General features: G+C 34.2%; 20 protein-coding genes, 4 pseudogenes and 1 other annotated feature. Of the genes and pseudogenes, 2 read left to right on the top strand and 22 right to left on the bottom strand.

Going from position 1 to position 24,794, the window contains the following annotated elements; translation table 11 throughout:
- Positions 1 to 21: 21 nt before the first annotated feature.
- The 6 genes and pseudogenes from THEWI_RS01810 to THEWI_RS01790 all read right to left on the bottom strand — a co-directional run bounded on the left by THEWI_RS01810 (position 22) and on the right by THEWI_RS01790 (position 7,065).
- Positions 22 to 222 (bottom strand): PTS sugar transporter subunit IIB, encoded by a 201-nt coding sequence (locus tag THEWI_RS01810; protein WP_244262346.1) that lies wholly within the window; start codon positions 220 to 222, stop codon positions 22 to 24.
- A gap of 648 nt (positions 223 to 870) precedes the next feature.
- A complete protein-coding gene (locus THEWI_RS01805; RefSeq protein WP_014062213.1) occupies positions 871 to 3,573 on the bottom strand; it encodes a sigma-54-dependent transcriptional regulator in 2,703 nt (900 codons plus the stop codon).
- A gap of 211 nt (positions 3,574 to 3,784) precedes the next feature.
- The gene (locus THEWI_RS01800) at positions 3,785 to 4,399 is read right to left on the bottom strand and encodes a DUF47 domain-containing protein (RefSeq protein WP_041589173.1); all 615 of its coding nucleotides are present in this window, start codon (positions 4,397 to 4,399) and stop codon (positions 3,785 to 3,787) included.
- Positions 4,400 to 4,413: 14 nt separating this feature from the next.
- Positions 4,414 to 4,626: pseudogene (locus tag THEWI_RS13760) on the bottom strand (inorganic phosphate transporter); the annotation flags it as partial.
- A 215-nt stretch (positions 4,627 to 4,841) separates the two neighbouring features.
- Complete coding sequence (locus THEWI_RS01795) at positions 4,842 to 6,119, bottom strand: transposase (protein WP_014062211.1); 1,278 nt, start codon at positions 6,117 to 6,119, stop codon at positions 4,842 to 4,844.
- 130 nt (positions 6,120 to 6,249) lie between these two features.
- Positions 6,250 to 7,065, bottom strand: coding sequence for an inorganic phosphate transporter (locus THEWI_RS01790; protein WP_014062210.1), 816 nt, complete (start codon positions 7,063 to 7,065; stop codon positions 6,250 to 6,252).
- 218 nt (positions 7,066 to 7,283) lie between these two features.
- Between THEWI_RS01790 and tlp the strand changes: the two genes are divergently transcribed.
- Positions 7,284 to 7,553 (top strand): small acid-soluble spore protein Tlp, encoded by a 270-nt coding sequence (gene tlp, locus THEWI_RS01785; RefSeq protein WP_014062209.1) that lies wholly within the window; start codon positions 7,284 to 7,286, stop codon positions 7,551 to 7,553.
- A gap of 63 nt (positions 7,554 to 7,616) precedes the next feature.
- Here tlp and ltrA read toward each other — a convergent pair.
- From ltrA to THEWI_RS01745, 8 genes and pseudogenes are all read right to left on the bottom strand, one after another.
- A pseudogene (gene ltrA / locus THEWI_RS01780) lies at positions 7,617 to 9,027 on the bottom strand (group II intron reverse transcriptase/maturase).
- 439 nt (positions 9,028 to 9,466) lie between these two features.
- Positions 9,467 to 10,390 (bottom strand): pseudouridine-5'-phosphate glycosidase, encoded by a 924-nt coding sequence (locus THEWI_RS01775; RefSeq protein ID WP_014062207.1) that lies wholly within the window; start codon positions 10,388 to 10,390, stop codon positions 9,467 to 9,469.
- Positions 10,387 to 11,490, bottom strand: coding sequence for a carbohydrate kinase (locus tag THEWI_RS01770; protein WP_014062206.1), 1,104 nt, complete (start codon positions 11,488 to 11,490; stop codon positions 10,387 to 10,389). Before THEWI_RS01770 ends, THEWI_RS01775 begins: the two co-directional genes overlap by 4 nt.
- 130 nt (positions 11,491 to 11,620) lie before the next feature.
- Positions 11,621 to 11,944 (bottom strand): AzlD domain-containing protein, encoded by a 324-nt coding sequence (locus tag THEWI_RS01765; protein WP_014062205.1) that lies wholly within the window; start codon positions 11,942 to 11,944, stop codon positions 11,621 to 11,623.
- On the bottom strand, positions 11,926 to 12,627 hold the full coding sequence (locus THEWI_RS01760) for an AzlC family ABC transporter permease (RefSeq protein WP_014062204.1): 702 nt from the start codon (positions 12,625 to 12,627) through the stop codon (positions 11,926 to 11,928). Before THEWI_RS01760 ends, THEWI_RS01765 begins: the two co-directional genes overlap by 19 nt.
- A 65-nt stretch (positions 12,628 to 12,692) precedes the next feature.
- Positions 12,693 to 15,143 (bottom strand): leucine--tRNA ligase, encoded by a 2,451-nt coding sequence (gene leuS, locus THEWI_RS01755; protein ID WP_014062203.1) that lies wholly within the window; start codon positions 15,141 to 15,143, stop codon positions 12,693 to 12,695.
- 64 nt (positions 15,144 to 15,207) lie between these two features.
- Positions 15,208 to 15,414, bottom strand: a binding site (T-box leader).
- A gap of 64 nt (positions 15,415 to 15,478) precedes the next feature.
- Positions 15,479 to 16,234 carry an ABC transporter permease gene (locus THEWI_RS01750; protein ID WP_014062202.1) on the bottom strand — a complete coding sequence of 252 codons (756 nt, stop codon included), beginning with the start codon at positions 16,232 to 16,234 and terminating at the stop codon, positions 15,479 to 15,481.
- Entirely contained in the window at positions 16,231 to 16,956 is a 726-nt protein-coding gene (locus tag THEWI_RS01745) for an ABC transporter ATP-binding protein (RefSeq protein WP_014062201.1), read from the bottom strand. Before THEWI_RS01745 ends, THEWI_RS01750 begins: the two co-directional genes overlap by 4 nt.
- A gap of 169 nt (positions 16,957 to 17,125) precedes the next feature.
- Between THEWI_RS01745 and THEWI_RS01740 the strand changes: the two genes are divergently transcribed.
- Positions 17,126 to 17,614, top strand: a complete 489-nt coding sequence (locus THEWI_RS01740; protein ID WP_014062200.1) for an ECF transporter S component — start codon at positions 17,126 to 17,128, stop codon at positions 17,612 to 17,614.
- A gap of 70 nt (positions 17,615 to 17,684) precedes the next feature.
- Here the strand turns inward: THEWI_RS01740 and THEWI_RS01735 are convergent, their stop codons facing one another.
- The 8 genes and pseudogenes from THEWI_RS01735 to THEWI_RS01700 all read right to left on the bottom strand — a co-directional run.
- Positions 17,685 to 18,587 (bottom strand): cation diffusion facilitator family transporter, encoded by a 903-nt coding sequence (locus THEWI_RS01735; protein WP_014062199.1) that lies wholly within the window; start codon positions 18,585 to 18,587, stop codon positions 17,685 to 17,687.
- 18 nt (positions 18,588 to 18,605) lie between these two features.
- Positions 18,606 to 19,568, bottom strand: a complete 963-nt coding sequence (locus THEWI_RS01730; protein ID WP_014062198.1) for an acyl-CoA dehydratase activase — start codon at positions 19,566 to 19,568, stop codon at positions 18,606 to 18,608.
- Between the two features lie 6 nt (positions 19,569 to 19,574).
- Positions 19,575 to 20,672, bottom strand: coding sequence for an acyl-CoA dehydratase activase-related protein (locus tag THEWI_RS01725; protein ID WP_013570848.1), 1,098 nt, complete (start codon positions 20,670 to 20,672; stop codon positions 19,575 to 19,577).
- Positions 20,673 to 21,654 (bottom strand): annotated as a pseudogene (locus THEWI_RS01720) (acyl-CoA dehydratase activase-related protein).
- 51 nt (positions 21,655 to 21,705) lie between these two features.
- A complete protein-coding gene (locus THEWI_RS01715; RefSeq protein ID WP_003869910.1) occupies positions 21,706 to 22,290 on the bottom strand; it encodes a TetR/AcrR family transcriptional regulator in 585 nt (194 codons plus the stop codon).
- An 82-nt stretch (positions 22,291 to 22,372) separates the two neighbouring features.
- Positions 22,373 to 22,912 carry a flavodoxin family protein gene (locus tag THEWI_RS01710; RefSeq protein WP_014062196.1) on the bottom strand — a complete coding sequence of 180 codons (540 nt, stop codon included), beginning with the start codon at positions 22,910 to 22,912 and terminating at the stop codon, positions 22,373 to 22,375.
- A gap of 95 nt (positions 22,913 to 23,007) precedes the next feature.
- Positions 23,008 to 24,009, bottom strand: coding sequence for a dihydrolipoyl dehydrogenase family protein (locus THEWI_RS01705; RefSeq protein WP_279625635.1), 1,002 nt, complete (start codon positions 24,007 to 24,009; stop codon positions 23,008 to 23,010).
- Positions 24,010 to 24,087: 78 nt separating this feature from the next.
- Positions 24,088 to 24,684: pseudogene (locus THEWI_RS01700) on the bottom strand (UPF0236 family transposase-like protein); the annotation flags it as partial.
- Positions 24,685 to 24,794: the final 110 nt, after the last annotated feature.

Raw genomic sequence — 24,794 nt, 5'->3', positions numbered from 1 at the left:
TAGCAGCAACCGGAACTTTAGCTATTTTTTTATTTCTTCTTCTCGGAACCGAATTTGAGGACCTAATAAAACTACATCAGCATTATTTATCTTGGTTTCAAGTCGTTCAACACCTACTGCTTCAACAGAAATATCAAGCCCCCTTTTACTTGCAGCTTTTTTAATAGCCTCCACTAGTAAACCAGTTGACAAACCCGCAGCACAAACTAATACAATCCTCACCAAAGTTTTTTCACCCCCTCCCTTTCTATTTATATAGGCTTGTGCATAATTTGAAAGCCTTCATTTAAGCCACTCCTAGGATGTACTTTCTTGCTATCACTCTTAATTTTTTTATCTTTTATGTAGGATTTCCTCCCTTATTTGTCGAATTTATAAGGAGAAAATCCTACATGTATCAGCTTCAATTACTCTTAAGTATTCCTGAACTCCTTACTTCTTAATCTAAAATTGATTTCTATTCTTCTGTGTTTGAAAATCTTGACCTATCTCTAATACCTGAATTCCCTTCTTCTGACTCAGGTCCCGTAAGGGATACTCCCATCATGCAATGTTTAGTGCCTTTATTTACCATCTACAGGATATTTATACCCTTTTTTAGCCTCTTCTTTGCCTTTATTTGATTTTCAATGTTCAAACGAAGTTTTTGATGCTTGTATATTATATATTCTGTATAATTTTGTTTTCGTTTTTGATAATTTTAGTTAATTTTGCTCACGTCTAAAATCTTCTGTATTATACTTTATGCAAATCTCATGCCAAATAGTAATCGCCTCTACAAAATTGCTACTTTTCCGCCTTCAATGACAATGTTTATTGAACCGTTTCAATGTGTATCATTTAAAAACGTATTTAATACACATATGTGTATTAAAGTGAATAGATTATTTTCATCAGAGTTATACATTCTTTGTCTGAAATTTTTACATTACATCCTTCTTCGATAATCCTTATAGCTTTTTTTATAATATCAAACTCTTTTGGATAATTCTTAATGTATTCTTGGGTATTCTTCATGTGTATTAACTCTTTCCCTTGTAATATACGCTCAACTACACAAGCAAGATGAAGTATTAATCCTATTGTAATATCTTCGTTTAAATTTACCCCCTCTCTTATTAAAGCTGCGTAAAATTTCTTAAAAGAAGATATATATTTTTCTGAATCTATCTTTATATTTTCTCTTATGACCTCCTTCATGTTATCAATTATCTCAATTTGTGAAAGAGCTTCAATTTTATTTCTCAATACAGATAATTTATCATTATCAAACACATCCGACGTAGAGATATACAATATAGAATCATCTTCTGGATTTATAGCACTTACAACAACCAAAATATTTTTTTCTTCTTTGATGTTGAGAAGTTTTCTTTGGAATTCTCTTTTATTTTCAATCTCAATAGGAATAACATCAATATCTTTCTCTTTTAACTTGAGGTCTTTTTCAAGTATTGATTTAAGTTTAACTGCTGTCCCTTCACCAGTTATACAAGCAGTTATAATAACATTCTTTTTAAGAGCATCTTCAAATTTAACACTGTCTTTATAGATTCTCCCTACATAAGGACTTAAATTGACGACTGCATCATACACTTCCTCTAAAGATGCGTTAAGTAAAGCCTTTCTTGCGGCCTCTAAAACCATGGGAGTAGAAACCATTTCAATTGTTTTGACGGGTATTCCTGTTCTTTCGTATATCATGTCACCAAATAATACCAATGAACCCATGTCGACAAGGAGTAAAACGCCTCTCCCTTTGTCAACTCTTTTTACAATATCAGTTAAATTATTTAACGCAACTTCTGGTTTTTGATCAAGTGGCATATTGTATCCAATTACATAATTTTCACCTAAAAGTCTATTGGAAACCTCTGCAATGGAAGTAGCAGCAGCCTCTCCATGCATTGCAACAACAATGCCTACCCTTTCGTCTTTTTCTTTTGTTTCCTCGTCAAGGCATAAAAACATTGTAACAAAGCCTACTTCATCATCAGGTACTTTTATGTTAAACTCTTTTTGGACCCTTTCTCTTAACACATTTGCCACTTCAAATTCTTTTTCGTACACCCTCTTTATATTTTCCAACTGATGATTTACAATGTCTTTGCCACTTAGTATTCTTTCAATAGAACTGGCTACATGCATAGAAAGACCGTATAAGGTTTTATCACTGAACTGCCTGTTAAGTTTTTTGCTGGCATAATTCAAAAAATCGTTTACTATATCGACAATCTTTTTATCTACTACTTTATATAATTCCTCCAAATTATTTTTATCAAGATTTAAAAGATATTTTTTCAGATATGTCTCTATGTCAATACTCATAATGAGTTTTATATCATTTTCGCTAAGTCCTTTTTGCTCCAAAGCTTTCCTCTTCTCTTCTAACGCCTCATAAAAATTAAATATCTCTTTATTATGTTGAACAACAGGAGTAACATTATCAACGGAAAACTTTATTACATCTCCAGTAATAAAGTTAGCAATTTCATCCTTTGCATCTCTATACTTAAACAATCCTTTTCTCACATATTCAGGCAAATCTTCACTGTGTACACATACGCTTTTATCCCTTTTCATCATGTATCCAAGATAAGCTTTTGCAATTGAAAGTTTTATATCACTTTTCAGTTGACCTATATTATTAGGACACTCATAAAGCAAAAGAGCTTTTAGAGCATTTGAAGTGATCATAATATCAGTGTTAATAATAGCTGCTTCTTCTCTAAAGAAATTTTTAATAAGTTCAAATCTTTCTTCATATGTTCTATCTGCTAAAGTTGGTAGTTTAATCACCATTGGTATCCGCCTTATAAAAGTCCTAAGAAGAGTAGACTCAATGTTCTCTGTTGTAGCGCATATTATTAAAACATTCGCTTTATGTTGTGTTTCAGATTCTCCAAGCCGTCTATAAAGTCCTTTATCAATCAGATAAAAAAGCATCTCTTGTCCTTCTGGCGGAAGCCTATGGACTTCATCAAGGAAAAGTATGCCACCATCTGCTTTTTCAACAAGGCCCATTCTATCCTTATCGGCACCAGTATACGCTCCTTTTTTCACTCCAAACAGTTGTGACATTAAAAGTTGCGGATTATTAGCATAATCAGCACAGTTAAAAGTCACAAAAGGAGCGTTCCTTTTTATCCTTCCAATTTCTTTTGCGAAACTATACATGACCTCTGCAAACATGGATTTGCCTGTACCCGTCTCCCCAAGCAAAAGTGTATGAAGGCCATTAGGTGGGTAAATTATAGCAGCTTTTGCTTGCTGTACGGCATTTTTTAGGCTTAAATTAGCTCCTATTATGCTGTCAAATACATCTTTCACTACCACATTTTCATCAGAAACCATATCAAGTTCTTTAACCTTATACAAAACTGGTTTACCTTCAACTTTTATAACTTTTCCTTCTTTATAAAGTGCATTTAAATCGCTAGAAGCATTTGTTCTTTGTATATTAAGAGCATATGCAATTTCCATAGCTGAAACTCCTACTACTTCTCCTCTTTCAGCAAATTGCTTGCTACATAATTCTTTTACACAATTATAAACTTTATCAATCCTTTTCATATACCTCGCCCCCTTTACAGTACATTTTATCATAAGATACAAAAAAACAATACACTTTAAAACACTTAATTTTTTATCTTTGCTCGGAGCACCTACCTAAATTTACACCATTAAAAAATGAATAAAAATAAAAGCGCCCCAATGAGCGCTTTCAGTTCGCAACATTTCCATCACCTCCGCAAAAACTCTCTCTATAACTTTATACCACACTTTACATCATTTTTACATAAATATGCCCTAAAATATCTCCTGCAAGGTCTATTTTGTCTGCACAGTTGCTTAAATGCCTGAAGATTTCTCTCATCTTTAAAATATATCTTATATCCTCTTCCTCAAACAACTTAGCCAAATTTTCTCTATATAAATTTTCTACTTCGTTTTCATATTTTTTCGCTTTTAGAGCCTGTCTCATGCCCTCTCTTTTATCTCTGTTAAGATTACATACTGATTTATAAATGAGGTCTGTGCTGTATTTTATCACCGTCACAATTTCCTGAAGCTCACCAGTAGGTTGCAAATTATATGCTTCCATTTCCTTCACAGTAGTGTTAGAATAATCTAATATATCATCAATAGCTTTAGATAAATTGAATATATCTTCTCTATCAAATGGAGTAATAAAAGTTTTATCGAGTTCATCTATTAACTCTTCTCTTTTTCTGTCTGCAATTTTTTCTAATCTATTTACCTCATGCCCATCTTCTATATTCCCTGTCATCATATATTTTTCCAAAGCATAAACCCCTTGTAATGTGAGTTTAGACTGCTCTCCTAATAATTTATAAAAATCTGTATCTTTGGAAAATAACCATTTGAACACATTTATCTTTTATCCCTTCCTTATAAAAGTTTAGTCAAATCGTAAATTAAACAAGAAATTATAAAGGATACAGGAATTGTTATAAACCACGCTGTAATCATCCCTTTCGCAAACTGCCATCTTACAGCTGTAGGTCTTTCTTTTGCTCCAATGCCTAAAATAGAAGAATTAATTAACTGTGTACCGCTGATTGGCGCACCAATGATTGCTGCTATACTTACAACTAAAAGGGAAGAAAGCTGTGCTAGGGATGTGCAAAATTAAATAAAATAATCATAATCAAAAGCCAAAATATGTATGACATACAATATATAGTAATCAAGACTGACAATCAAACATAAAGGAAGTGGTAAGGGAAAAGAAAAGATAAAAAGAGGGCTAAAAAAGGGCATAAATATCCTGTAGGAGTCAAATGTTAAAAAATGGCATGAAATAGATTCAGTAAAAATTAGGCCGATTGCATCAAAGCAACAAGAGATCTAAACTCATCATATTTGCCCAACTTAATAGCTACAATAGCGACAGTAAGCAAAGTAATATGGCCAAAAGTATTAAGGTTGCTCACAGAATTAATATTTCTAACATAAGCCTTTTCAAAATCCAGAGCTTTAAAGCGGGAATTATATCTTTCTGATTCAATTCTCAATCTATAGACAGCCTTAAAATATAGGGAGTCTCTATTAATAGAGGACCTATAATCAGAAGATATAATAGCATACTTAGTACAGCCTCTATGCTTTTTGCCATTAAAATATTTAGGATGCTTTATAGGGCAGGCAGAATCATCTTTAGAATTACAGAACTTGCAAACAAATTTTTGCTTAATAAAACCATTAAAATACTGTTTGCCATCTTTAAGCATTTTAATACCCGCTTCACAAACCATATAACCATCATCAGTCAGAGGGGGATTTTTAGAATTACGCTTGTTAAGAGGGATAAAGCAATGACCGTGGAGAGTATCTCTAACATAATTATAGAGTTTCTTAACGTCATAACCTTTATCAGCGATAAAATTAGTACCAGTCAGTTTAAACCAATTATTAGTCTTTTCAAGTAAAGACAAAGCAACTTCAAAATCAGGGACATCAGCGGGAGTAGTAGTTTCAGCGATAGGTAAACCAGAGATAGCATCAACAATAATATGATTTTTATATCCCCAATAAAACTTATAACGTTTATTAGAAGAATCATTAGAAGCAGAATAAACGCCTAATTTACAATCCTTATCAGACTTAGGCTGATTATCTTTAGAGAATTTATTTTTAGAAAAAGACTTAGGGTTATTTAACTTAGTGTTAGCTTTAATAGGAGTAGAATCCATGGAAATAAACTCACCAGAGATAATACCCATATTTTTGAGGATATTGACTTGATTTTGAAAGATAGTGGTTAAATAATCATGAGAGAAGTCATTAATAAAACGGCGAAAAGTCCAATAAGAAGGAAGAGGTTTAGAAATATCGAAGCCACAAAGATGAGCAATGATAAGATTATTGCGGAGATAATCTAAAAGGTCAGAAATTGTACCGAATCTTTCAGCTTTCATAACAATAAAAGCTCTAAAAAGTGCATGATGAGAATAACCCTTACGTCCATGATTAGAGGAAGGGAATTCAGGTATTGAAGACAGGTCAAGATTTTCAAACATAGAAGAATAGAAATCAATTTTAGACTGAGAGGTAAAGAGTTCAGGTATATTTAAAAGTAATTGAAGCTGGTACATGTAGGAATTCCTCCTCCTTAAAAAAATTTTTATAGTGTATATATAATAATTCGACAAATGGGAGGGGAAATCCTACATAAAAGATAAAAAATTCAAGAGTGATAGAAAAAAAGCATGTCTATGAAATGGCTTAAATGAAGGCTTTTGAATTTTGCACAAGTCTAAGCTGTGCATTAAAGGAGTGAAAAGGCCTCACTCTGTATATTCCTGCTCCTACATTCTTGATTATTCTAAAACCTCCTAATATAAATCCAAAAGAAATCATTAAAGCCGATATGTATTTTACATCAAATGGCACTTCAAAATTATGAGTTTGTCCCTTTATCATCATTAAAATAACGATTAAACCCATCCCTTTTTGGGCATCATTTGACCCCTGTCCTGCATTGAGAAAAAAGAGAGTAAAACATTGCAGTTTTTTAAGCCCGTTATTCGCTGCCGGCGTATGATTTTTCAATATTTCTGATAAAAAAAATGTTACTAAATATCCCGTAACAAATCCTATTATAGGAGACAGAAACAACGGAAGAATAGCTCTAAATAGTATACCTTGTACATTTATTGAGTTAAAACCGTATTCTAAGACAAAAGGTCCTAACATTCCGCCAATTAACGCATGAGAAGAACTAGAAGGTATTCCAAAATACCAGGTAATAAAGTTCCATATCATGGCACCAATTAAACCGCATAATATCAACAAACTGATATTGTGACCACTTTTAAATAAATACTCATATTTTACAATGTCATTTGCCATTGTCTTACTGACATTAGTACTTATTATTGTTGTACCCAAAAATTGTGCAATAGCTGCAAGAATAAAAGCTTTTTTTGCATCTATAGACCTTGAAAATATAATAGTAGCAACAAGATTCCCTTCGTCGTGAAAACCAGTTACAAATATATAAAAAAATATTACTATAATTGCAATAAAATAAAAATCCATGACATCACCTCAAGTAAAAAAGCCATATTTAACTTTTATTTTATGCACAAATACTTAACACAATTATACAGGTTATTTACATATACTTCAAATTTTTAAAAAACAAAAAGCATGTTTTAAAATTTTCGCACTTAAAAACATGCTTTTTCTATAATACATATAAATATTTTTTATGAACAAAATAAATATGAGAAACTTTAAAATTAGGAGTGAGATTTATGGCAAAGGAAAATGATAAATACGCAAAACCTCCAAAGCCGGATGACCGCACAGACAATGTAGAGAAATTACAACAGATGATACACGATACTATAGAAAATTATAGAGAAGCAGAAGATTACCTAAAACTACACGCAGAAGAACTTTCTCCTGAAGAAATAGAAAGGATTAAGCAAAAAAACAAAAATAGGCTTATAAGCATACAAAACATGAGAGAAGAAATAATAGATGAAGTACACGATAAAGACAAAAAATCGAGTAGGAGCTGAATAATTATTTTATTCAGCGTCCTCTCACACCACCGTACGTACCGTTCGGTATACGGCGGTTCATTAGGAATTGTGTACAATTAGATATCTTTGGGATAAACTCTTATAACCTATGCTTTCAAAGTATTTATTTGTAAGAGTCTTATTTAGGATTGGGCTATTGGATATTCTCCAGTAGCCTTTCCTTGTATTGGCGTACCCAGGCTTTTTGTTCTTCTACTCCTAGTTTTACTAAGTTATCATGCTTCGTTTTTATCTTCTTCCATTGTTTCCATATACATGCCCTTAGTCTTCGCCTTATCCATTCGTCAAGGGTTTTCATTATGCTTTTCGCGTCTGCTAATCCAAAATAGTTGACCCATCCTGTTGTTATTTGATTTAGTCTTTTTATTCTGTTTTCCATGCTTATTCCCTTGTTCCGATTGGTTATTTCTCTTACTTTTTCCTTAAACCTTTTGATGGATTTTTCATGGATTCTTATTCTTACTTCGTTTTCTTTTGTATAGAATGAAAATCCAAGAAATTTTCTTCTCCATGGTCTATCTACAGCACTTTTTGCTTCGTTGACTTTTAGTTTTAATTTGCTTTCTATGAATTTCTTTATGCTCTTCATTACTCTGTTTCCTGCAGACCTGCTTTTTACATATATGTTGCAGTCATCTGCATATCGGCAGAATTTATGCCCTCGTTTCTCAAGTTCTTTGTCTAGTTCGTCCAACATTATGTTTGCTAATAGGGGACTTAATGGCCCTCCTTGGGGTGTCCCTTCTTCTGTTGATACTTTGATTCCGTTTATCATTACTCCTGATTCTAGGTATCTTCGTATTAACTTTAGTACCCTTTTATCTCCTATCCGCTTTTCTAGTTTGGACATTATTATGTCGTGGTTTACTCTGTCAAAGAACTTTTCTAAGTCCATATCTACAACCCACGTGTATCCTTCATTTATGTATGCTTCTGCGGCTTTTATTGCGTCTTTTGCACTGCGTCCTGGTCTGAATCCATAACTGCTATCAGAAAATGTATGGTTGTAGACTTTATTTAGTATTTGGGCTATTGCTTGTTGTATTAGTCTGTCTAGTACTGTAGGTATTCCTAGTAGTCTTACTCCTCCATCAGGTTTGGGAATTTCTACTCTTCGCACTGGTTGTGGTTTGTATTTCCCCTCCAGCAGTTGTTGTTTTATGGTTGCCCAGTTTTCTTTGAGATACGGTAGAAGTTCATCTACTCCCATCCCATCGACTCCATGGCTTCCTTTATTTGCAACAACGTGCTTGTATGCTGCTTCCATGTTCCCTCGTTCTACTATCATTTCAAGCATCTTGCCGGTATATCTTTGTACCTCGTTTCTTCCATCTTCCGACGCCGATGATATACTATGCACTTCCGTTGTCTTTTGAAATTCCATTTCTCTATTCAACGGATAGCCTCTTTGTTGAGTTGTCTGCAGTCTCTGCATATCTTTCGAGTCCATAAGATTTCCAAAACCTCCTAACGTTCGGTCCTTCCTTATCTATTCATGACTAGATAAGTACTATGACCTCTGCTGACTTCTCAAGGTTCAGCCATACATCACTGCATGGGTTGTCACTTCAGATTTTACTTCCATGACTTATCCTTGAGACCTCCCCGGGTAAGAACGATAACTTTCATCTCATATATCTGCCAGATTTACTGTATGGGATTCGGGTAGTGTTGGACTTCGTTTTGTTACGCAAACTCATCCATCCCAATTCAGCCTCTTATCTGGTTCTTGTTCATCAGACCGAGATTTTGCCTTAAGCTTCCTTCAGATTCCACCTCACGATGGACACCCTTGCTCTTGGCTAGTGGTTCCCACTACCAAGCCCACAGCGGACTTTCACCGCCTAGTTATCGCCCATGCCGGGCGCACGTAAGTATAAAGAGGCGGATTATGCCTCTTTATACAATTTATTTAATTCAATAGCAATTTTTGCGCCAACAAAAGCATTGTTTTTAACAAGTTCAATATTAGCCTTTAAGCTTTTTCCTTCAGTCAAATCTTTTATTTTATCTAACAAAAAGGGTGTTATTTCTTTACCTTTTATATTGCGTTTTTCTGCCTCATAAAGGGCATCTTCTATTGCCTTATCTATATAAGCCTTATCCAAGGCATATTCTTCTGGAATAGGATTTGCAATTAAAATCCCACCGCGAAGGCCTAAATCCCATTTCGTCTTTATAATTTTTGCAGCCTCTATTTCGTCATTAACTTTGTAATCAACTTTAAACCCACTTTCTCTTGTATAAAAAGCTGGAAACTCTGAAGTTTTAAACCCTACCACAGGAACCCCAAAGGTTTCAAGGTATTCAAGAGTGCGAGAAAGGTCGAGTATTGCCTTTGCACCTGCACACACAACTGCTACATTTGTATTTGCAAGTTCTTGTAAATCAGCTGATACATCAAAGGTTTGTTCTGCTCCTCTGTGAACACCTCCTATGCCTCCTGTAACAAAAATCTTTATGCCCGCAAGATTTGCACAAATCATTGTTGCGGAAACTGTAGTGGCTGCACTAAATCCTTTTGCTAAAACTGCTGGCAAATCTCTTCTGCTGGCTTTTAATATTTCTTTTGAGGTAGCCATAAATTCAAGCTCTTTTTTGCTTAAACCTATTTTTATTCTTCCATTTATAATTGCAATTGTCGCAGGTATAGCTCCCTCTTCTCTTATAATGTTTTCTAAAGCTTTAGCCGTTTCAATGTTTTCAGGATATGGCATTCCGTGAGATATTATAGTGGATTCAAGTGCAACAACAGGTTTTCCTTCCTCCATTGCTTCTTTAACTTCTTTTGACATATCAATGAAATTATTCATTTTACAATCTCCTTTACTATATTTTTTAATTGATTTTCATTTAAAAATGGATTTACTGTATAAGGTGAGGATATTGTAAGAGATGCCGCAGCAAGACCAAATTTTGCTGATACATCCAGAGGATAGCCATTAAAAATACCATAGACCAAGCCAGCGGTCAAAGCATCTCCTGCACCTGTAGCATCAACAATTTCGGTATCATAGGGTTTCATAAATTTTTCAAATTCTGCCGTTGAAATATACACTCCTCTTTCTCCTAAAGTTACTATGACATTTTTGACACCTTTTTGCCTTAAAAGCTTTACTGCTTTTTTCATATCCTCATCGTTTTCTACTTTAATTTCAGATATCGATTCAAGTTCTTCCTTATTTGGAGTTATATAATCGATTTTGTCAAGTACACCTATTAATTTTTTTGCTTTGTCTATTGAAACAGGTTCTGCAACTACAGGAATATTGTGATTGGAACAAAGTTCCACAATATATTTGATACTGTCTTCAGGAATATTGGTATCAAAAACTACAATCTCACTATTTTTTATAACTTCCATCTTTGACTCAAGATATTGTATATTTAGTTCTTCTAAAATGTCCATTCCAGAAAGAGCCACATCCATATCCCCAATTGCATTAAGAATGGCAAGATATATCCCTGTGCGCCTTGTATTTGAAATCACTACCTGCTCCACATTCACTCCTGCTTGCCTTGTCTCCTCAAGAAGTCTTCTCCCTTCATCATCATTCCCTACGACAGACAAAAGCGTAACAGGTAAACTAAGCTGTGCAAGATTGTGAGCAATGTTTCGTCCTACACCACCAGGCGCTATGTTTATGTGTCCCGGATTTGAAGTGTGTTTTTTAAGCTCTGAATAAGGTTTACCTTTTATATCTATATTTGCTCCTCCAACTACAGTAACACCTTTAAAGTCCCTCACTACATAGCCTCTTCCTAATATAAAGCCCTTTTTCATGAGGTTTGCTATGTGCCCTGCAACAGCTGACCTGCTAATACCCATAAGTTTCGACAATTCTTCTTGGGAAATCATAGGATTTTTCTTGATTAATCTTAGTATCTCTTTTTCTCTTTGTGTTAATGCCACATTCACACACTCCCAAACAATTATTTGTTTATCAAACATTTGCAAGTATATTATATCACAAAAATGCAAACAAAAAAACTGCTTATTTTAAAAAGCAGTAAAAACATTGTTATCCAGAAAGCATACCAATCTACTTAATAATAAATGATAAAATCACATAGCTGACAATACCAACAACAACAGGTGTAAATAACTTTCTCGTAAAATACGCGGCTATAAATGTCGGTATTGCTGAAAGTAAATATATATTTGACAAAGCTAGAAATAACCTTCCATCCTTAATGAAAATTACCGGAAATAAAAGAGCTGAAAGAACTGCTACAGGCACATACTCAAGAAACGACTTTACAGCTTGAGGAAGTTCTATTTTAGTTAAGCCATAAACAGGCATAAATCGCGGAATATATGTCATTAAAAACATTCCAATAACACTTATTATAAATTTCGTACCCATTTGTCAAGCAATACCCCCATTCCTGCACCTATTAATGCGGCTACAATGACATTTGTATTTCCCGGTAATACAAACATCAAAGTTATAGACAACAGCCCCGAAAAGACACTTATAAAAACTTTTTTATACCCTGATATTTGCATTAGCAACAAGGCAATATACATTGCTGGAAGTGCAAAATCAAGCCCTACGTTTATAGAGCCTCCTATCAAACTTCCTGATACAGCACCTAAAAATGAAGAAAATACCCAGGCAGTATAGGAGGTTAAAAATAGTTGGTAGAAATAACCTTCAGTATATTCAGAGTTACTTTGCAAATCTGTAATCGCAACAGCATAGGTCTCATCCGTAATAAAAAAAGATAATATTGGTATATGTTTCCTCGATATGTGTTTCATATACTGCGATAGTGATGTACTATATAAAAAGTGCCTCAAATTCACTATAAATATTGTAGATACCAATGTAACGATACCTGTTCCTGCACTAAGCAAACTTATAGCAATAAATTGTGCTGAACCCGCATATACAAAAAGGGACAATGCCATCACTTGTGAAATAGTAAAACCGCTTTTCATGCCAACTAGTCCATAAGCAAAGCCTATTGGCAAATATCCTAACACAATAGGTAGTGCACTTTTAACTCCATTTATACTCTTCCTAACATCACTATCTACTATCATAATTTACTCCCTCACCATCACTAAAAATATTTATTTAAAAGCAGGAGCATGCCTCCTGCTTTCAATTATTTCGCAACAATATTTACAAGCCTGTTTTTGACGACTATGACCTTCTTTATCTCTTTTCCATCCACATATGCTTTTACATTTTTATCTGAAAGAGCGAGCTTTTCTACTTCTTCGTCAGTAGCATTTGAAGGAACTTCAAGTCTCCCCCTCACCTTACCGTTTACCTGGACAGCTATCTCTACAACATCTCTTTGTAGAGCTTTTTCATCCCACTTTGGCCATTTTTGATTGAAAACAGAATATTCATATCCAAGCTTTTCCCACATTTCTTCAGAAAAGTGAGGAGCAAATGGCGCTAAAAGCCTTATTAAATCTGTCACCACTTCTTCATAAAATTTGATATTTTTAACTTCCACATCCGTCTCGTATTTATAAAGAGCGTTTACTAGTTCCATTATCCTCGCTATTGCAGTATTAAACTGAAATCTCTCTGCATCTTCTGTCACACCTTTTATAGCATAATGTCTCACATAGTTTAATTCATTTTCATCTTTTCCCATTTCGTCTTTGGTCTTGCCAGGATTGTTTCTTGTCTCAATAAATTTATCTATAAACCTCTCCACTCTATTGATAAATCTGGAAATTGCCTTAATACCATCATCATTCCATGGCCCACCTTCAGAATAAGCAAATCCAAACATCAGATAAAGTCTAAATACATCAGAACCGTATTCTTTAATGTATTCGTCAGGCGAAATGACATTTCCTTTAGATTTACTCATTCTGCTTCCATCAGGTCCCAATATTGTGCCTTGGTGGACTAATGATTTAAAAGGTTCATCAAAATCAAGATATCCCAAGTCTCTTAAGGCTTTTGTGACAAACCTTGCGTACAAAAGATGCATTGTCGCATGCTCTGCTCCACCTACGTACTTGTCAACAGGCAACATTTTATTTATCCATTCTTTATTGAAAGGCTCTTTGTCGTTTTTGTTGTCGGGATATCTTAAAAAGTACCAGGAAGAATCCACAAAAGTGTCCAAGGTATCGGGGTCTCTTAAGGCCTTACCACCACATTTAGGACAAGTTACATTCATAAAGCCCTCATGCTTTTTAAGTGGAGACTCACCTGTTGGAGCAAATTCCACATCATAAGGAAGTAACACTGGCAAATCTTCTTCTGGGACAGGGACTATGCCGCAGCGTTCACAGTGAATGACAGGTATTGGAGCACCCCAGTATCTCTGCCTTGAAACAAGCCAATCCCTCAATCTGTAATTTACTTTAAACTCTGCTCTACCTTCTTGCTTTAATTTTTCTACAATTTTTATCCTCGCTTCTTCTGATTTCATGCCTGTAAATTCTCCACTGTCTATAAGCACTCCATACTCAACAAAGGGTAGACTGTCGTCTATATCTCCAATTCCTTTTATCACTCTTTTTATAGGAAGGTCGTATTTTGTTGCAAATTCATAATCTCTTTCATCATGGGCAGGAACAGCCATGACACATCCTGTTCCATATGTTGCAAGGACGTAGTCTGCTATCCAAATAGGAAGTTTTTCTCCCGTCAGAGGGTGTATAGCATAGGCCCCTGTAAATACCCCTGTCTTTTCTTTTTCAGTAGACAACCTTTCAATTTCACTTTGTTTTCTCGCGTATTCTTTATACTCTTCAACTGATTGCCTATATTCATCTGTAGTAATTAAATCCACAATCTCATGTTCTGGGGCAATAACTACATACGTCGCTCCATATAACGTGTCAGCTCTTGTTGTAAACACCTTAAATGTCAGGTCTTTGCCGTCAACTTTAAATTCTATCTCTGCCCCATCCGACTTTCCAATCCAATTTCTCTGCATTATTTTTGTCTTCTCAGGCCAATCAAGTTCATCCAGTTTTTCAAGGAGTTCTTCTGCATAAGCAGTTATCTTAAAAAACCACTGAGTCAAATCTTTCTTTGTAACTTCAGTACCGCACCTTTCACATTTTCCATCTATAACTTGCTCGTTTGCAAGAACAGTTTGACAGCTGGGACACCAATTTACTGGAGCTTTTTTTCTATAGGCAAGACCTGCCTCAAAAAGCTTAAGGAAAATCCACTGTGTCCATTTATAGTATTCCGGTAAGCAAGTTATTACTTCATAGTCCCAATCAAAAGTTGCCCCCATTTCTCTTAACTGCTTTTCCATTGTTCTTATGTTTTCCATAGTGGAATCATAAGGATGTATTCCTGTTTTTATCGCGTAATTTTCTGCAGGAAGTCCAAAGGCATCAAATCCCATTGGATGAAAAACCTCATAGCCTTGCATTCTTTTCATTCTCGCCCAAGAATCAGTAGGTCCGTAATTGTACCAATGTCCTACGTGGAGCTTTGCACCCGAAGGATAAGAAAACATCTCAAGGCAATAAAGCTTTTTATCTACATTTTCAGGATTAAACTTGTAAAGTTTTGTCTCTTCCCATCTTTTTTGCCATTTTCTATCAACATCCACTGAGTAAGCCATAAACCTCCACTCCTATCTATGATTTTTTAGCAAACTCGATTTTATTAAAAAAAGTCTTTCATCTTTAAGAGACGAAAGACTTGCACTTCCGTGGTACCACTCTTCTTGGCATAAGCCCACTTAAACCTGTAACGGCAGTAACCGTGCATACCTACTACACTTCAGTATGCCTGCTCCATGGCGAGTTTCGGCATCTTAGGCTACCGTTTTGCACCCACCAACGGCTCTCTTAAAGCTTACAATGCCTACTGCTCCACTTCATCGCATTTAAAAAATTGACTTGTACATTATTTTATTACAAAATAGGAATAAATGCAATATCATTTTAAACAATATTATTGTAAATCAATCACTAATTGATGATGTTTTGTAAAAAAGTTTCTATAGGTGAGAAAAGTAACACTAAAACATGAAATCGCTACTGTAGAAGCCAACATAAAAGTAACCATTATCTGGTACTTAACTGCATCAATAGGGTCTACTCCACCCAATATTAGCCCTGTCATCATTCCTGGAAGCTGGACAATGCCTAGAGTTTTCATGCTGTCAACTGTTGGAATCATCCCTGTCTTTATCGCTGTCTTTATCACTTTTTGAGCTGCTTGCCTTGAAGTTGCACCAAGTGACAAATACGCCTCTATTTCCTCTGACTTATTTTTTATTTCGTCTTTTAGCCTTGAAACAGCAAGTCCTGAGGCTACCATTGAATTTCCTATTATCATTCCTGATACAGGTATAACTTCCTGGGGTCTAAAATGTATATTTCCAAACAAAATGAGCAGAGAAATTGTAATCGCGGCACTTAAGGCAATTGAAAAAGTGATAAAATAAAAAACATTCGGTATTCCCTTCCCTCTCTTTGAAGCATTATTTCCAGCAACTACTATCATTAAAGTCACCATTGCCAAGGTAAATAAAGCATTATTTGCAGCAAATATGTAGTGTAAAATGTATCCCACTATTGTAAGCTGCACAACCGCTCTTATAGTACCTATAACTATTTCCTTTTCAATCCCCAGCTTTTGGTAATAAGAAACAAAAATTGATATTAGCACAAGACTTGACGCCAATGTCAAAGACAATACACTCATTTAACTTCCTCCTTTAACTTGCCTTGTATAAACAATTTTGTAATTTCATTTTGGGGATTTGTAAAAAAATCATAAGTTTTAGCATATTCTATTAATTGCCCTTTGTTAAGCAGTGCTGTGTAATCTCCAATGCGCTTAGCCTGTTCCATGTTGTGAGTTATCCAAATAATCGTCAAATTCATTTTTTCTTTTAGGTTAAATATTAATTTCTCTACTATTTCTGTAGAAGTAGGGTCAAGAGCTGAAGTAGGTTCATCAAGTAAAAGAGCTTCAGGATTATTTGCAAGAGTTCTCGCTATAGAAACTCTTTGCTGTTCCCCTCCTGATAAATTTTTCACATCTCTTGTAGCATACTCATTATTCAATCCTACAATGCTCAAATAATACTCCACGTTTACATTTTTTTCGCCTTTAAGCATTGGACCATACTCAATATTCTCTTTTACTGTTCCTTCAAAAAGATGAGGCTGCTGAAAAACCATTCCAATTCTCCTTCTTAAGTCTATCACATCTATTGTTTTAATATCCACGTCGTCTATTAAAATACTGCCATGGGTTGGATCTATCAATCGGTTTATCAGTTTAATCAGCGTCGATTTTCCAGCTCCAGAAGGGCCGACAATAGTATGTATTGCTCCGCCTTCAAATTTCACTGAAATATTTTTTAATATCTCTTTTCCAAAACTACTGTAACTTACCTCTTTAAATTCTATTTCATTCACATAAATCACCTCTATTGTAACAACTGTTACATTTATATTTAAATTGTATCTCTATCTCTCATTAAAGTCAACAAAGTAAAAAATTCTTTGTAACTTTGATATTTATTTGACATTCTTCTGCTAGAGTAATAAAATATAATTGACAATAAGAGGAAAGGAGGCGATTCGTGTGAATACAAAATTCATAACAAGAACTGCTATTTTGCTCGCCATCACTTTAATATTTCAGTTCTTAAAAATGCCCCAACTTATAACAGGTTCTATCGTTAATGCAATGCTTTTAATCGCAGCTGGAACTGTAGGAATGTGGTCAGGAATTATAATAGGACTTTTAACACCAGTAATTGCATTTTTAGTAGGCATAATGGGATTTCCTTTAATGATTCCTTTCATAATGGTGGGTAATGGGTTATATGTAATGCTTTTTTCAACGCAAAAAAACAAAGTAATAGGAATGATAGTAGGTGCTGTAGTTAAGTTTATATGGCTTGCTTTATCAGTAAAATATATAATGCAGCTGTTCAATGTAAAAGTTCCCTTAAAAATTGTACAGGCTTTTACAACACCTCAGCTTATAACAGCTTTAATAGGAGGTACGTTAGGAATTATAGTAATTGCATTGCTTGAAAATTACTTCAAAAAAGCGAAAGAACAATAATAAAAAACAAGGGGAGAAGGTTTTATTCTCCCCTTGTTTGGCGAACTAAGCTAGAGACTTTTTTGTACTACTAACCCTTTCTATTTATCAGCCCAACATTCTCGCAACATTCATATTCCATCTGCAAAGTAACATGATGTATGCCAAAAGTTTCATCAAGAATAGTTTCAATCTGATCCATTAATAATTTCGCTTGACTTAATTTAATGTCATCTCTTGTGTTGACATGGCACTCAAAATGTATATCTTTATCATTAGTTTGCCACACGTGTACATGGTGTATATTTTTTACGTCTGGAAGTTTCTCAATTTCCTTTTTTATGATGTCAAGATTTATATTCTCGGGTGTTTTTTGCATCAATATTCCTATCGTTTCATCTATTATTTCAAAGCTTTCTTTTATTATATAAGCTCCTATTAAAACTGTTAGCAGCGGATCAATCCAGTAAATATTGTATGCATAGATAAATATACCTCCAATAACTACCCCAAGCGATGACAAAGCATCAGAAAGCAGATGTATATATGTCGATTTTATATTTAAATTTTTTTGAGCATTTTCCTTCAGTAAAAACACTGATAACGTATTTGCCGCAAGTCCTATAATAGCAACTACTATCATTAAAACACCATCAATCGGTTCCGGTTTAAAAAATTTTATATATGCTTCTTTAAAAAGATATAAAGATATAACTACCAAAACCACCGAATTAAACAGCGCCGCAAGTATCTCTGCCCTTTTATAGCCAAATGTCATTTTTTCATTGTTCTCTTTTTTAGATATTTTTATTGCAACGTAACTTACAATTATTGAGATTCCATCACTAAAATTGTGAAGTGCATCTGATATAAGAGATAAACTGCCTGACAATATACCTCCTATTATTTCGCCTATTGTTATCACAAAATTTAGTATCATCGCAATAACTAAGTTCTTTTTGCTTATCTCACCATGATCATGATGATGGGCCATATCTAAGCCTCCTTATGCTTATATAACAGAGTTTGACCATCTGCCACACCTATCTCCTGTCATCGCAATTACTTTGCCATTTGCTTTAATTTGTATTATTTCACACTCGTTAGGACAGGCTTTGCAAATAAAGCTCGTTGTCTCAAACTTTTCCTCTGAAACCCCAAATCCCTTAAACTTAGTGTGATTGCCCGTTCGCTTCATTTCATCCTTTGCTAACATTGCGATACCTATCGCTCCCATAACATTGTAATACTTTGGAACAATTACTTCATGGCCTACTTCTTCTTCAAACGCCTTTTTTATCGCAATATTTGCCGCAACACCACCTTGGAATACAAAAACCGGTTTTAATTTTCTTCCTCTTACAAGATTGTTCATATAATTTCTCACTAAGGCCTTAGAAAGACCTTTTAATATTTCAGCTTTACTAAACCCGTATTGCTGTTTCGATATCATATCAGATTCTGCAAAGACTGTGCATCTACCTGCAATTCTCACATCTCGCTTTGCAGTCAATGCAATTTCACCAAATTCCTCAATCTTTATCCCCAGCCTTTGTGCTTGATGGTCAAGAAACGACCCTGTACCCGCTGCACAAACTGTATTCATAGCAAAATCAGCTATTGTTCCATCATTTATAATAATAAGTTTGGAGTCCTGTCCACCAATTTCAAAAATAGTACTAACATCTGGATGAAAGTGTAATGTAGCAGTAGCATGGGCAGTGATCTCATTTTTTACTACATCGGCACCAAGGACATATCCAAGAAGCTGTCTACCACTCCCAGTTACGCCAACCCCGCCTATTTCTTTGTCGGGCAATTCATTGTGTAATTTTGCTAGCTCATCCTTTACAGTGTCAATTGGTTGCCCAACATTTCTTACGTACGACTTGAATAAGACCTCGTTATTTTCATCAATGGCTACAACATTTATACTTACTGACCCTACATCAACACCAATATATATTTTCTCCACTTTTGTCTACCTCGCTATCCTTTTTCTGTGTTTTTTTAGTTTTATTACATCTAAAAAAGCTTCTATTCTCGTTAATACATTGGCAATAGCCATTTGCTCATCTACAGAAAGTGACAAAATTGGATAGTCATATTCTCTCATTATTTTATCTATCACACTTTGAGAAACAAGTTCTGGTAAACATCCAAAAGGTTTCAAGTGAATGACTCCATCAAATCCTCTTTCCATAAAATCAATTATTGCGCCTACAGACTGTTTCGCATGCCCACCAATTATTATCTCTATGTATTTCTCGCCTTTTTTCAATATTTGATGTTCTTTCTCTTTGTAAGAAGGCAAAGGTATTAAATTAAAATCAATCCATTCGGAAATGTAATGAGACCTTTCTACTTCTGCGCCATAAGCATTTAAAACTTCTTCTATATTACCATTTATTGAAGGCTCCATCACAACATATATTTCTCCTACTATTCCAATCTTTATTTTTTCTTCTTCCGGTACTTCACAAATCTTTATACTATTTAACCTCTCGATCGCCTTTTTTTCTACCCTTTTTACATCTTCAGAAGATTCTATTTTCCTGTACTCTTCTGTAATCTCATGCCATGCCTTAGTAAACTCTCCCTTATTACACTCATAAGCTCTCTTGGTCTCTATGATTTTCTCTACTTTATCCATCGATTTTGCCATGTCATATACAGTTTTTACAGTTTTAATAACCCGTCGCCATGAATTATTTCCTTTTATCTTTTTTACATTGTCCATAAAAGTCTTTAAATCTCTCTTGGGCTCATCAAATATTATAAATTCGACATCATATCCCATATTTTTAAGTATTTTTTTCTGAGCCTCTCCATAATACCCAGCCCTGCAGGGTCCATTCCCACCAGAAGTCACTATAGTATCCGCTCCTAATTCTAAAGCCTCAAGATAAGTCCCTAAAATAACCTTTAAAGGAAAACAAGCAAATTCAGGACTATATTTTACCCCATAATCTACAGTTTTTTGTGAAGGCTTCGGGGGAGTTATCACTTCATGCCCTAATAATGTAAAAAGTTTTTCATACATATAAGGAGAACCCATATAAGGAAATGTTATCTTCACTTAAATCACGCCTTCCACAGATTTTTCAGCTTTATATTTTTTAATCCTTATGAGGTCCGTAAATGCCTCAACTCGTGTAATTACGTGACTTTCACCAGTTTGTTCGTCAATTCTTAAAGTCATAAAAGGTTTTTTATGTTTTTCAGAATCTATAGTTAAAAAAGGCTCAAGAATTGAATCAGGACCGCATCCAAAGGCAGTAATATGAATAATGCCGTCAATGTCATCTCTTTCCATAAACTCATAAGCTGTGCCTAAAAGCATATTAGTAAATTCCCAAAACATATTTTTTTAAATTTTTTCAATTGACGTTGTATTATCCTTTCTTCCATCATATCAAAAGTCACAACTTTTATGTTGAGCTTGCGAAAAACATTAAGCAAGTCCATATTAACAAATCTATCATAAACATTATATACATAACCAATTAGACCTATTGTAATATCGCCATCATATTTTTTGGTTTATCACTCGTCAAAAGCTCATTTATATCATATCCTTGCTTATTCAAAGCTCTAAACTCAAGCCATTTGTCTCGGGCTTTCTTTAAAGCATTTTTTAAATCTTTTCTACTCACACCCAATTTATCGATAAAAACTGTATAATTGTGAAACTCTGATATGTCAGTACTTTTTGACACTATGTTATGAGTCAAAATTTTATTCTCAATGCCATTAAAAAGACCTTTTATCATGTCAGGCAACCCCATAAATTTAGGGCACATAAATATACCTTTCCTTAAGCTTACAAACCTAGGGATATATATATAATCAACATTCTTATCCAGCAAATTTAAAACATGTCCTGTATATACCTTCATAGGTACACATATTTCCGCAACTGCTTCTTTTACCCCTATGTCTAAAATACTTTTTGAAGTATCGTCAGAGGTGACCACTTCAAAACCAAGGCTTTCGAAAAGAGTTTTCCAGAATGGATAATAAAAATAATACATTAAAGCTTTTGGAATACCTATTTTCATTATTTGCTCTCCTCTCCTCCAAGTACATCATATATCATATTCTACACTACTTCAATCACTTTTTTCTATTGCTTTTACAAAAATTTCTATGCTTTTTTTAACAAATTCTCTATCGCTAAAGCCAATTAGCTTGTTACCATAGGAGGCATTCATTAAAACAAAACCGAAATTCAATGATATAAAAGCAAAGGCTAAAAGTTCAAAATCATCAGTATTTAATAATCCCTTCTCATACATTTTTTCAAAATACTTTATCAAAACTTCTTTAAAGCCTTTTGGAATCCTGATCAGATATTCTTTTACCTCTTCAAAAATCTCTGGACTTCTCAAACCTATCATGATTTTCGCTTTTTCTTCTGTAAAATTTTTATGATATTCATGAGCCAACATGAATAGGTCTTCTTTTAAATCCCATGTACATTTGTCTAATATTCTTTCATTTACAGGCTTTAATAATTCCAGCTCTTTTAATGCATAAAGCACTATATCTTTTTTGCTTCCAAAACATCTAAAAATTGTAACTTCATTTACTCCTGCCTCTTCTGCAATATTTCTTGTAGTTGTAGACTTATATCCTTTTTCAGAAATTAGTTTTAAAGTAGACATAACTATCTTTTCCTTCACCGAATCGCCCATTAAAACACCTCACAATATGTATGCAAGTAATTGCTTGCATACATATTATAACATATTTAAAAGCAAAACAAAATATACCTTGCTATTTAATTCCTAATATTTCTCCAAGCTCTAATATCCGCATTCCCAATCTTTTTGTTGCTTCTATTGCTTCCGTATCATTTAAAATTTCTCTTTCTTTATAAGCAATGCCACAAACGCCTCTGTTTGCGGGAATCATATCGTGCTTAAGTAAAAAAGCATTTATAGCCGTTATAGCACTTTCTTCTCCATATTTTCTACCCACCACAATAGCACCGCCAATTTTGTTTCGCAACTGTCCTTTTATGCACCATGTTCTATCTATAAAAGCCTTTAGTTGAGCAGAAATATTGTTAAAGAAAACTGGACTCCCTATCACAATTCCATCACTTTTTAAAAGGAGCGGTATAAGTTTTTTTGTCATGTCATCTTCTACAGGGCATTCTTCGTCTTTTTGACAAGCCCAACAAGCCATGCAAGGCTTTATATTATAATCTATAAGCTTTATAAATTCGCCTCCCGTAATTGACATAGTTAATTTTAAAAGAATATCAGTGTTACTCTTTTTTCTTGGACTCCCAGAAATATATAAAATATTCATATAATCCCCTCTTTTTTATATCCTTTAACTTTCTGTGCTAATTTTAATTTGTTTTACAACACAGTTTATAAAAACAGTGTTATACTGGAAAACTCTTAAAAGCTATTTAACGCTTTTTCTACTGCTTCCGCTATTACCTCACTCAAAGTTGGATGTGTGTGTATAATTGCCATAATATCCTCAATTCTTCCGTTCATTCTGATAACCTGCGTTGCTTCTGCAATCAATTCACCGGCCCCTTTGCCAACTATCTGCATACCATATAATTTATGTGTTTTGGGGTCGGCAATTATTTGGACAAATCCTTTTTTATCACCTACAATAAGAGCCCTGGCATCTTCCTCATAAGAATATCGTACAATTTTATAACCAAGCTCTTGGGCCTTTGTTGAATCTATACCAACACTTGCAGCTTCCGGTTCAGAAAATATTGCATGGGGAATTGCATTATATGTCATAGGTACTTTTTCTCCCAGTATCGCTTTTGCTGCAATAATAGATTCTCTCGTCGCTGCATGTGCAAGCATTATTCTTCCGTTTACATCCCCGGTTGCATATACATTTATATTTTCCGTTTGCATATACTCATTTACTGGAATTCCTCCATGATTTCCTAACTTAATATTTAGCTCATCAAGATTTAATTCTTTTGTACGTGGTCTTCTTCCAACAGCAATAAGAATTTTTTCAGCCTGAACAGTTTTATTTTCACCATTTTGTATATAATTTACTTTTAATATTTCTCCTTCTTTTTCTATAGCTGAAACTTTTGCATCCGTATATATGTTAACATTATCATTTTTTAGTTCCTCTGTAACCGCCTTGCTTATTGAGACATCTTCACTTGTAAGAATCCTTGGTAACGCTTCAATAATAGTTACCTTTGTATCTACCCTTGCAAACATAGAAGCTATCTCAACCCCTATATATCCTCCACCTATAATAACAATAGAGGCAGGCTTAGCTTCTAATTTAAATATATCTTCACTAAAAATAACACCCTGTAAATCAATCCCTAGAATAGGAGGCTTCACTGTTTCAGAACCAGTCGCTATAATAAGCTTGTCAAACAATAATTTTACTTTTTCGTCTTTGATAGTGTCAAGATACTGTAGGATTTTTTTAAGACAACCCCTGAAACTTAGTTAATTTCAGCCTTCAACTTATCATGCTTTTTATATAACTTGTGCATATTTTAATGCTCTTAAAACCCTATATATTGGCGTTACTTTCCCTATATTCAAAACCGTAATATTGTTTATTTTTTCATTTGTAGACGTTTTAACTCTCCTTACCGCCTCTTTTATTTGCTTCTTCGTTAATTTGTAGCTCCCTTCATTTATATTCTCTTTCTTACCCCATTCTATTTCTCTCAAATCTCCTCCATTCTTGCTGAATACTCTTAATTTCGCCATTAACTTTAATCCTTCTCTACTCCATCCTAATGGATTCCTACTTAATCTAGAAGAAAATACATGACTTATATGCCCTTCTGCACTGCACCCTATTACATCTTTGTCTTTACTGTATATCACTATCCCTTCCCATTTGTTTAGTATGTATCTCTTTACTTCTTTTATCTTCTCTTTCTCTTCCTCCTCCACTCTCTTTATTAGTTCATCAAATATATTCTTCACTCCCTCTTTATCTCCTTCATTTATTGCTCTCCATATCTTATCCCTATACTTTGGCTCTTTCGATGTAGCTTTTAATACGTATTTGTTTAAATGATATCTGTCTAACACAAACCTTGATTTTACTATCCATTCTAACCAACATCCTTTCGCTTTGCTCAAGCACAAATTGTAATGAAAGTATGCTTCTAAGCGATATTTTCTGATATAATTATTTAAAATATATAGATATACTACAAAGCACGGAG

The organism is Thermoanaerobacter wiegelii Rt8.B1 (assembly GCF_000147695.2).
Classification (GTDB): Bacteria; Bacillota; Thermoanaerobacteria; order Thermoanaerobacterales; family Thermoanaerobacteraceae; genus Thermoanaerobacter; species Thermoanaerobacter ethanolicus.
This window is presented reverse-complemented; position numbering and strand designations above follow the sequence as displayed.

What these genes read in the sequence shown, in the direction of transcription:
- THEWI_RS01805 (WP_014062213.1), bottom strand. Translation starts at nt 3,573, where the DNA reads ATGAAAAGGATTGATAAAGTTTATAATTGTGTAAAAGAATTATGTAGC.
- THEWI_RS01795 (WP_014062211.1), bottom strand. Translation starts at nt 6,119, where the DNA reads ATGTACCAGCTTCAATTACTTTTAAATATACCTGAACTCTTTACCTCT.
- THEWI_RS01790 (WP_014062210.1), bottom strand. Translation starts at nt 7,065, where the DNA reads ATGGATTTTTATTTTATTGCAATTATAGTAATATTTTTTTATATATTT.
- tlp (WP_014062209.1), top strand. Translation starts at nt 7,284, where the DNA reads ATGGCAAAGGAAAATGATAAATACGCAAAACCTCCAAAGCCGGATGAC.
- THEWI_RS01775 (WP_014062207.1), bottom strand. Translation starts at nt 10,390, where the DNA reads ATGAATAATTTCATTGATATGTCAAAAGAAGTTAAAGAAGCAATGGAG.
- THEWI_RS01765 (WP_014062205.1), bottom strand. Translation starts at nt 11,944, where the DNA reads ATGGGTACGAAATTTATAATAAGTGTTATTGGAATGTTTTTAATGACA.
- THEWI_RS01760 (WP_014062204.1), bottom strand. Translation starts at nt 12,627, where the DNA reads ATGATAGTAGATAGTGATGTTAGGAAGAGTATAAATGGAGTTAAAAGT.
- leuS (WP_014062203.1), bottom strand. Translation starts at nt 15,143, where the DNA reads ATGGCTTACTCAGTGGATGTTGATAGAAAATGGCAAAAAAGATGGGAA.
- THEWI_RS01750 (WP_014062202.1), bottom strand. Translation starts at nt 16,234, where the DNA reads ATGAGTGTATTGTCTTTGACATTGGCGTCAAGTCTTGTGCTAATATCA.
- THEWI_RS01735 (WP_014062199.1), bottom strand. Translation starts at nt 18,587, where the DNA reads ATGGCCCATCATCATGATCATGGTGAGATAAGCAAAAAGAACTTAGTT.
- THEWI_RS01715 (WP_003869910.1), bottom strand. Translation starts at nt 22,290, where the DNA reads ATGGGCGATTCGGTGAAGGAAAAGATAGTTATGTCTACTTTAAAACTA.
- THEWI_RS01710 (WP_014062196.1), bottom strand. Translation starts at nt 22,912, where the DNA reads ATGAATATTTTATATATTTCTGGGAGTCCAAGAAAAAAGAGTAACACT.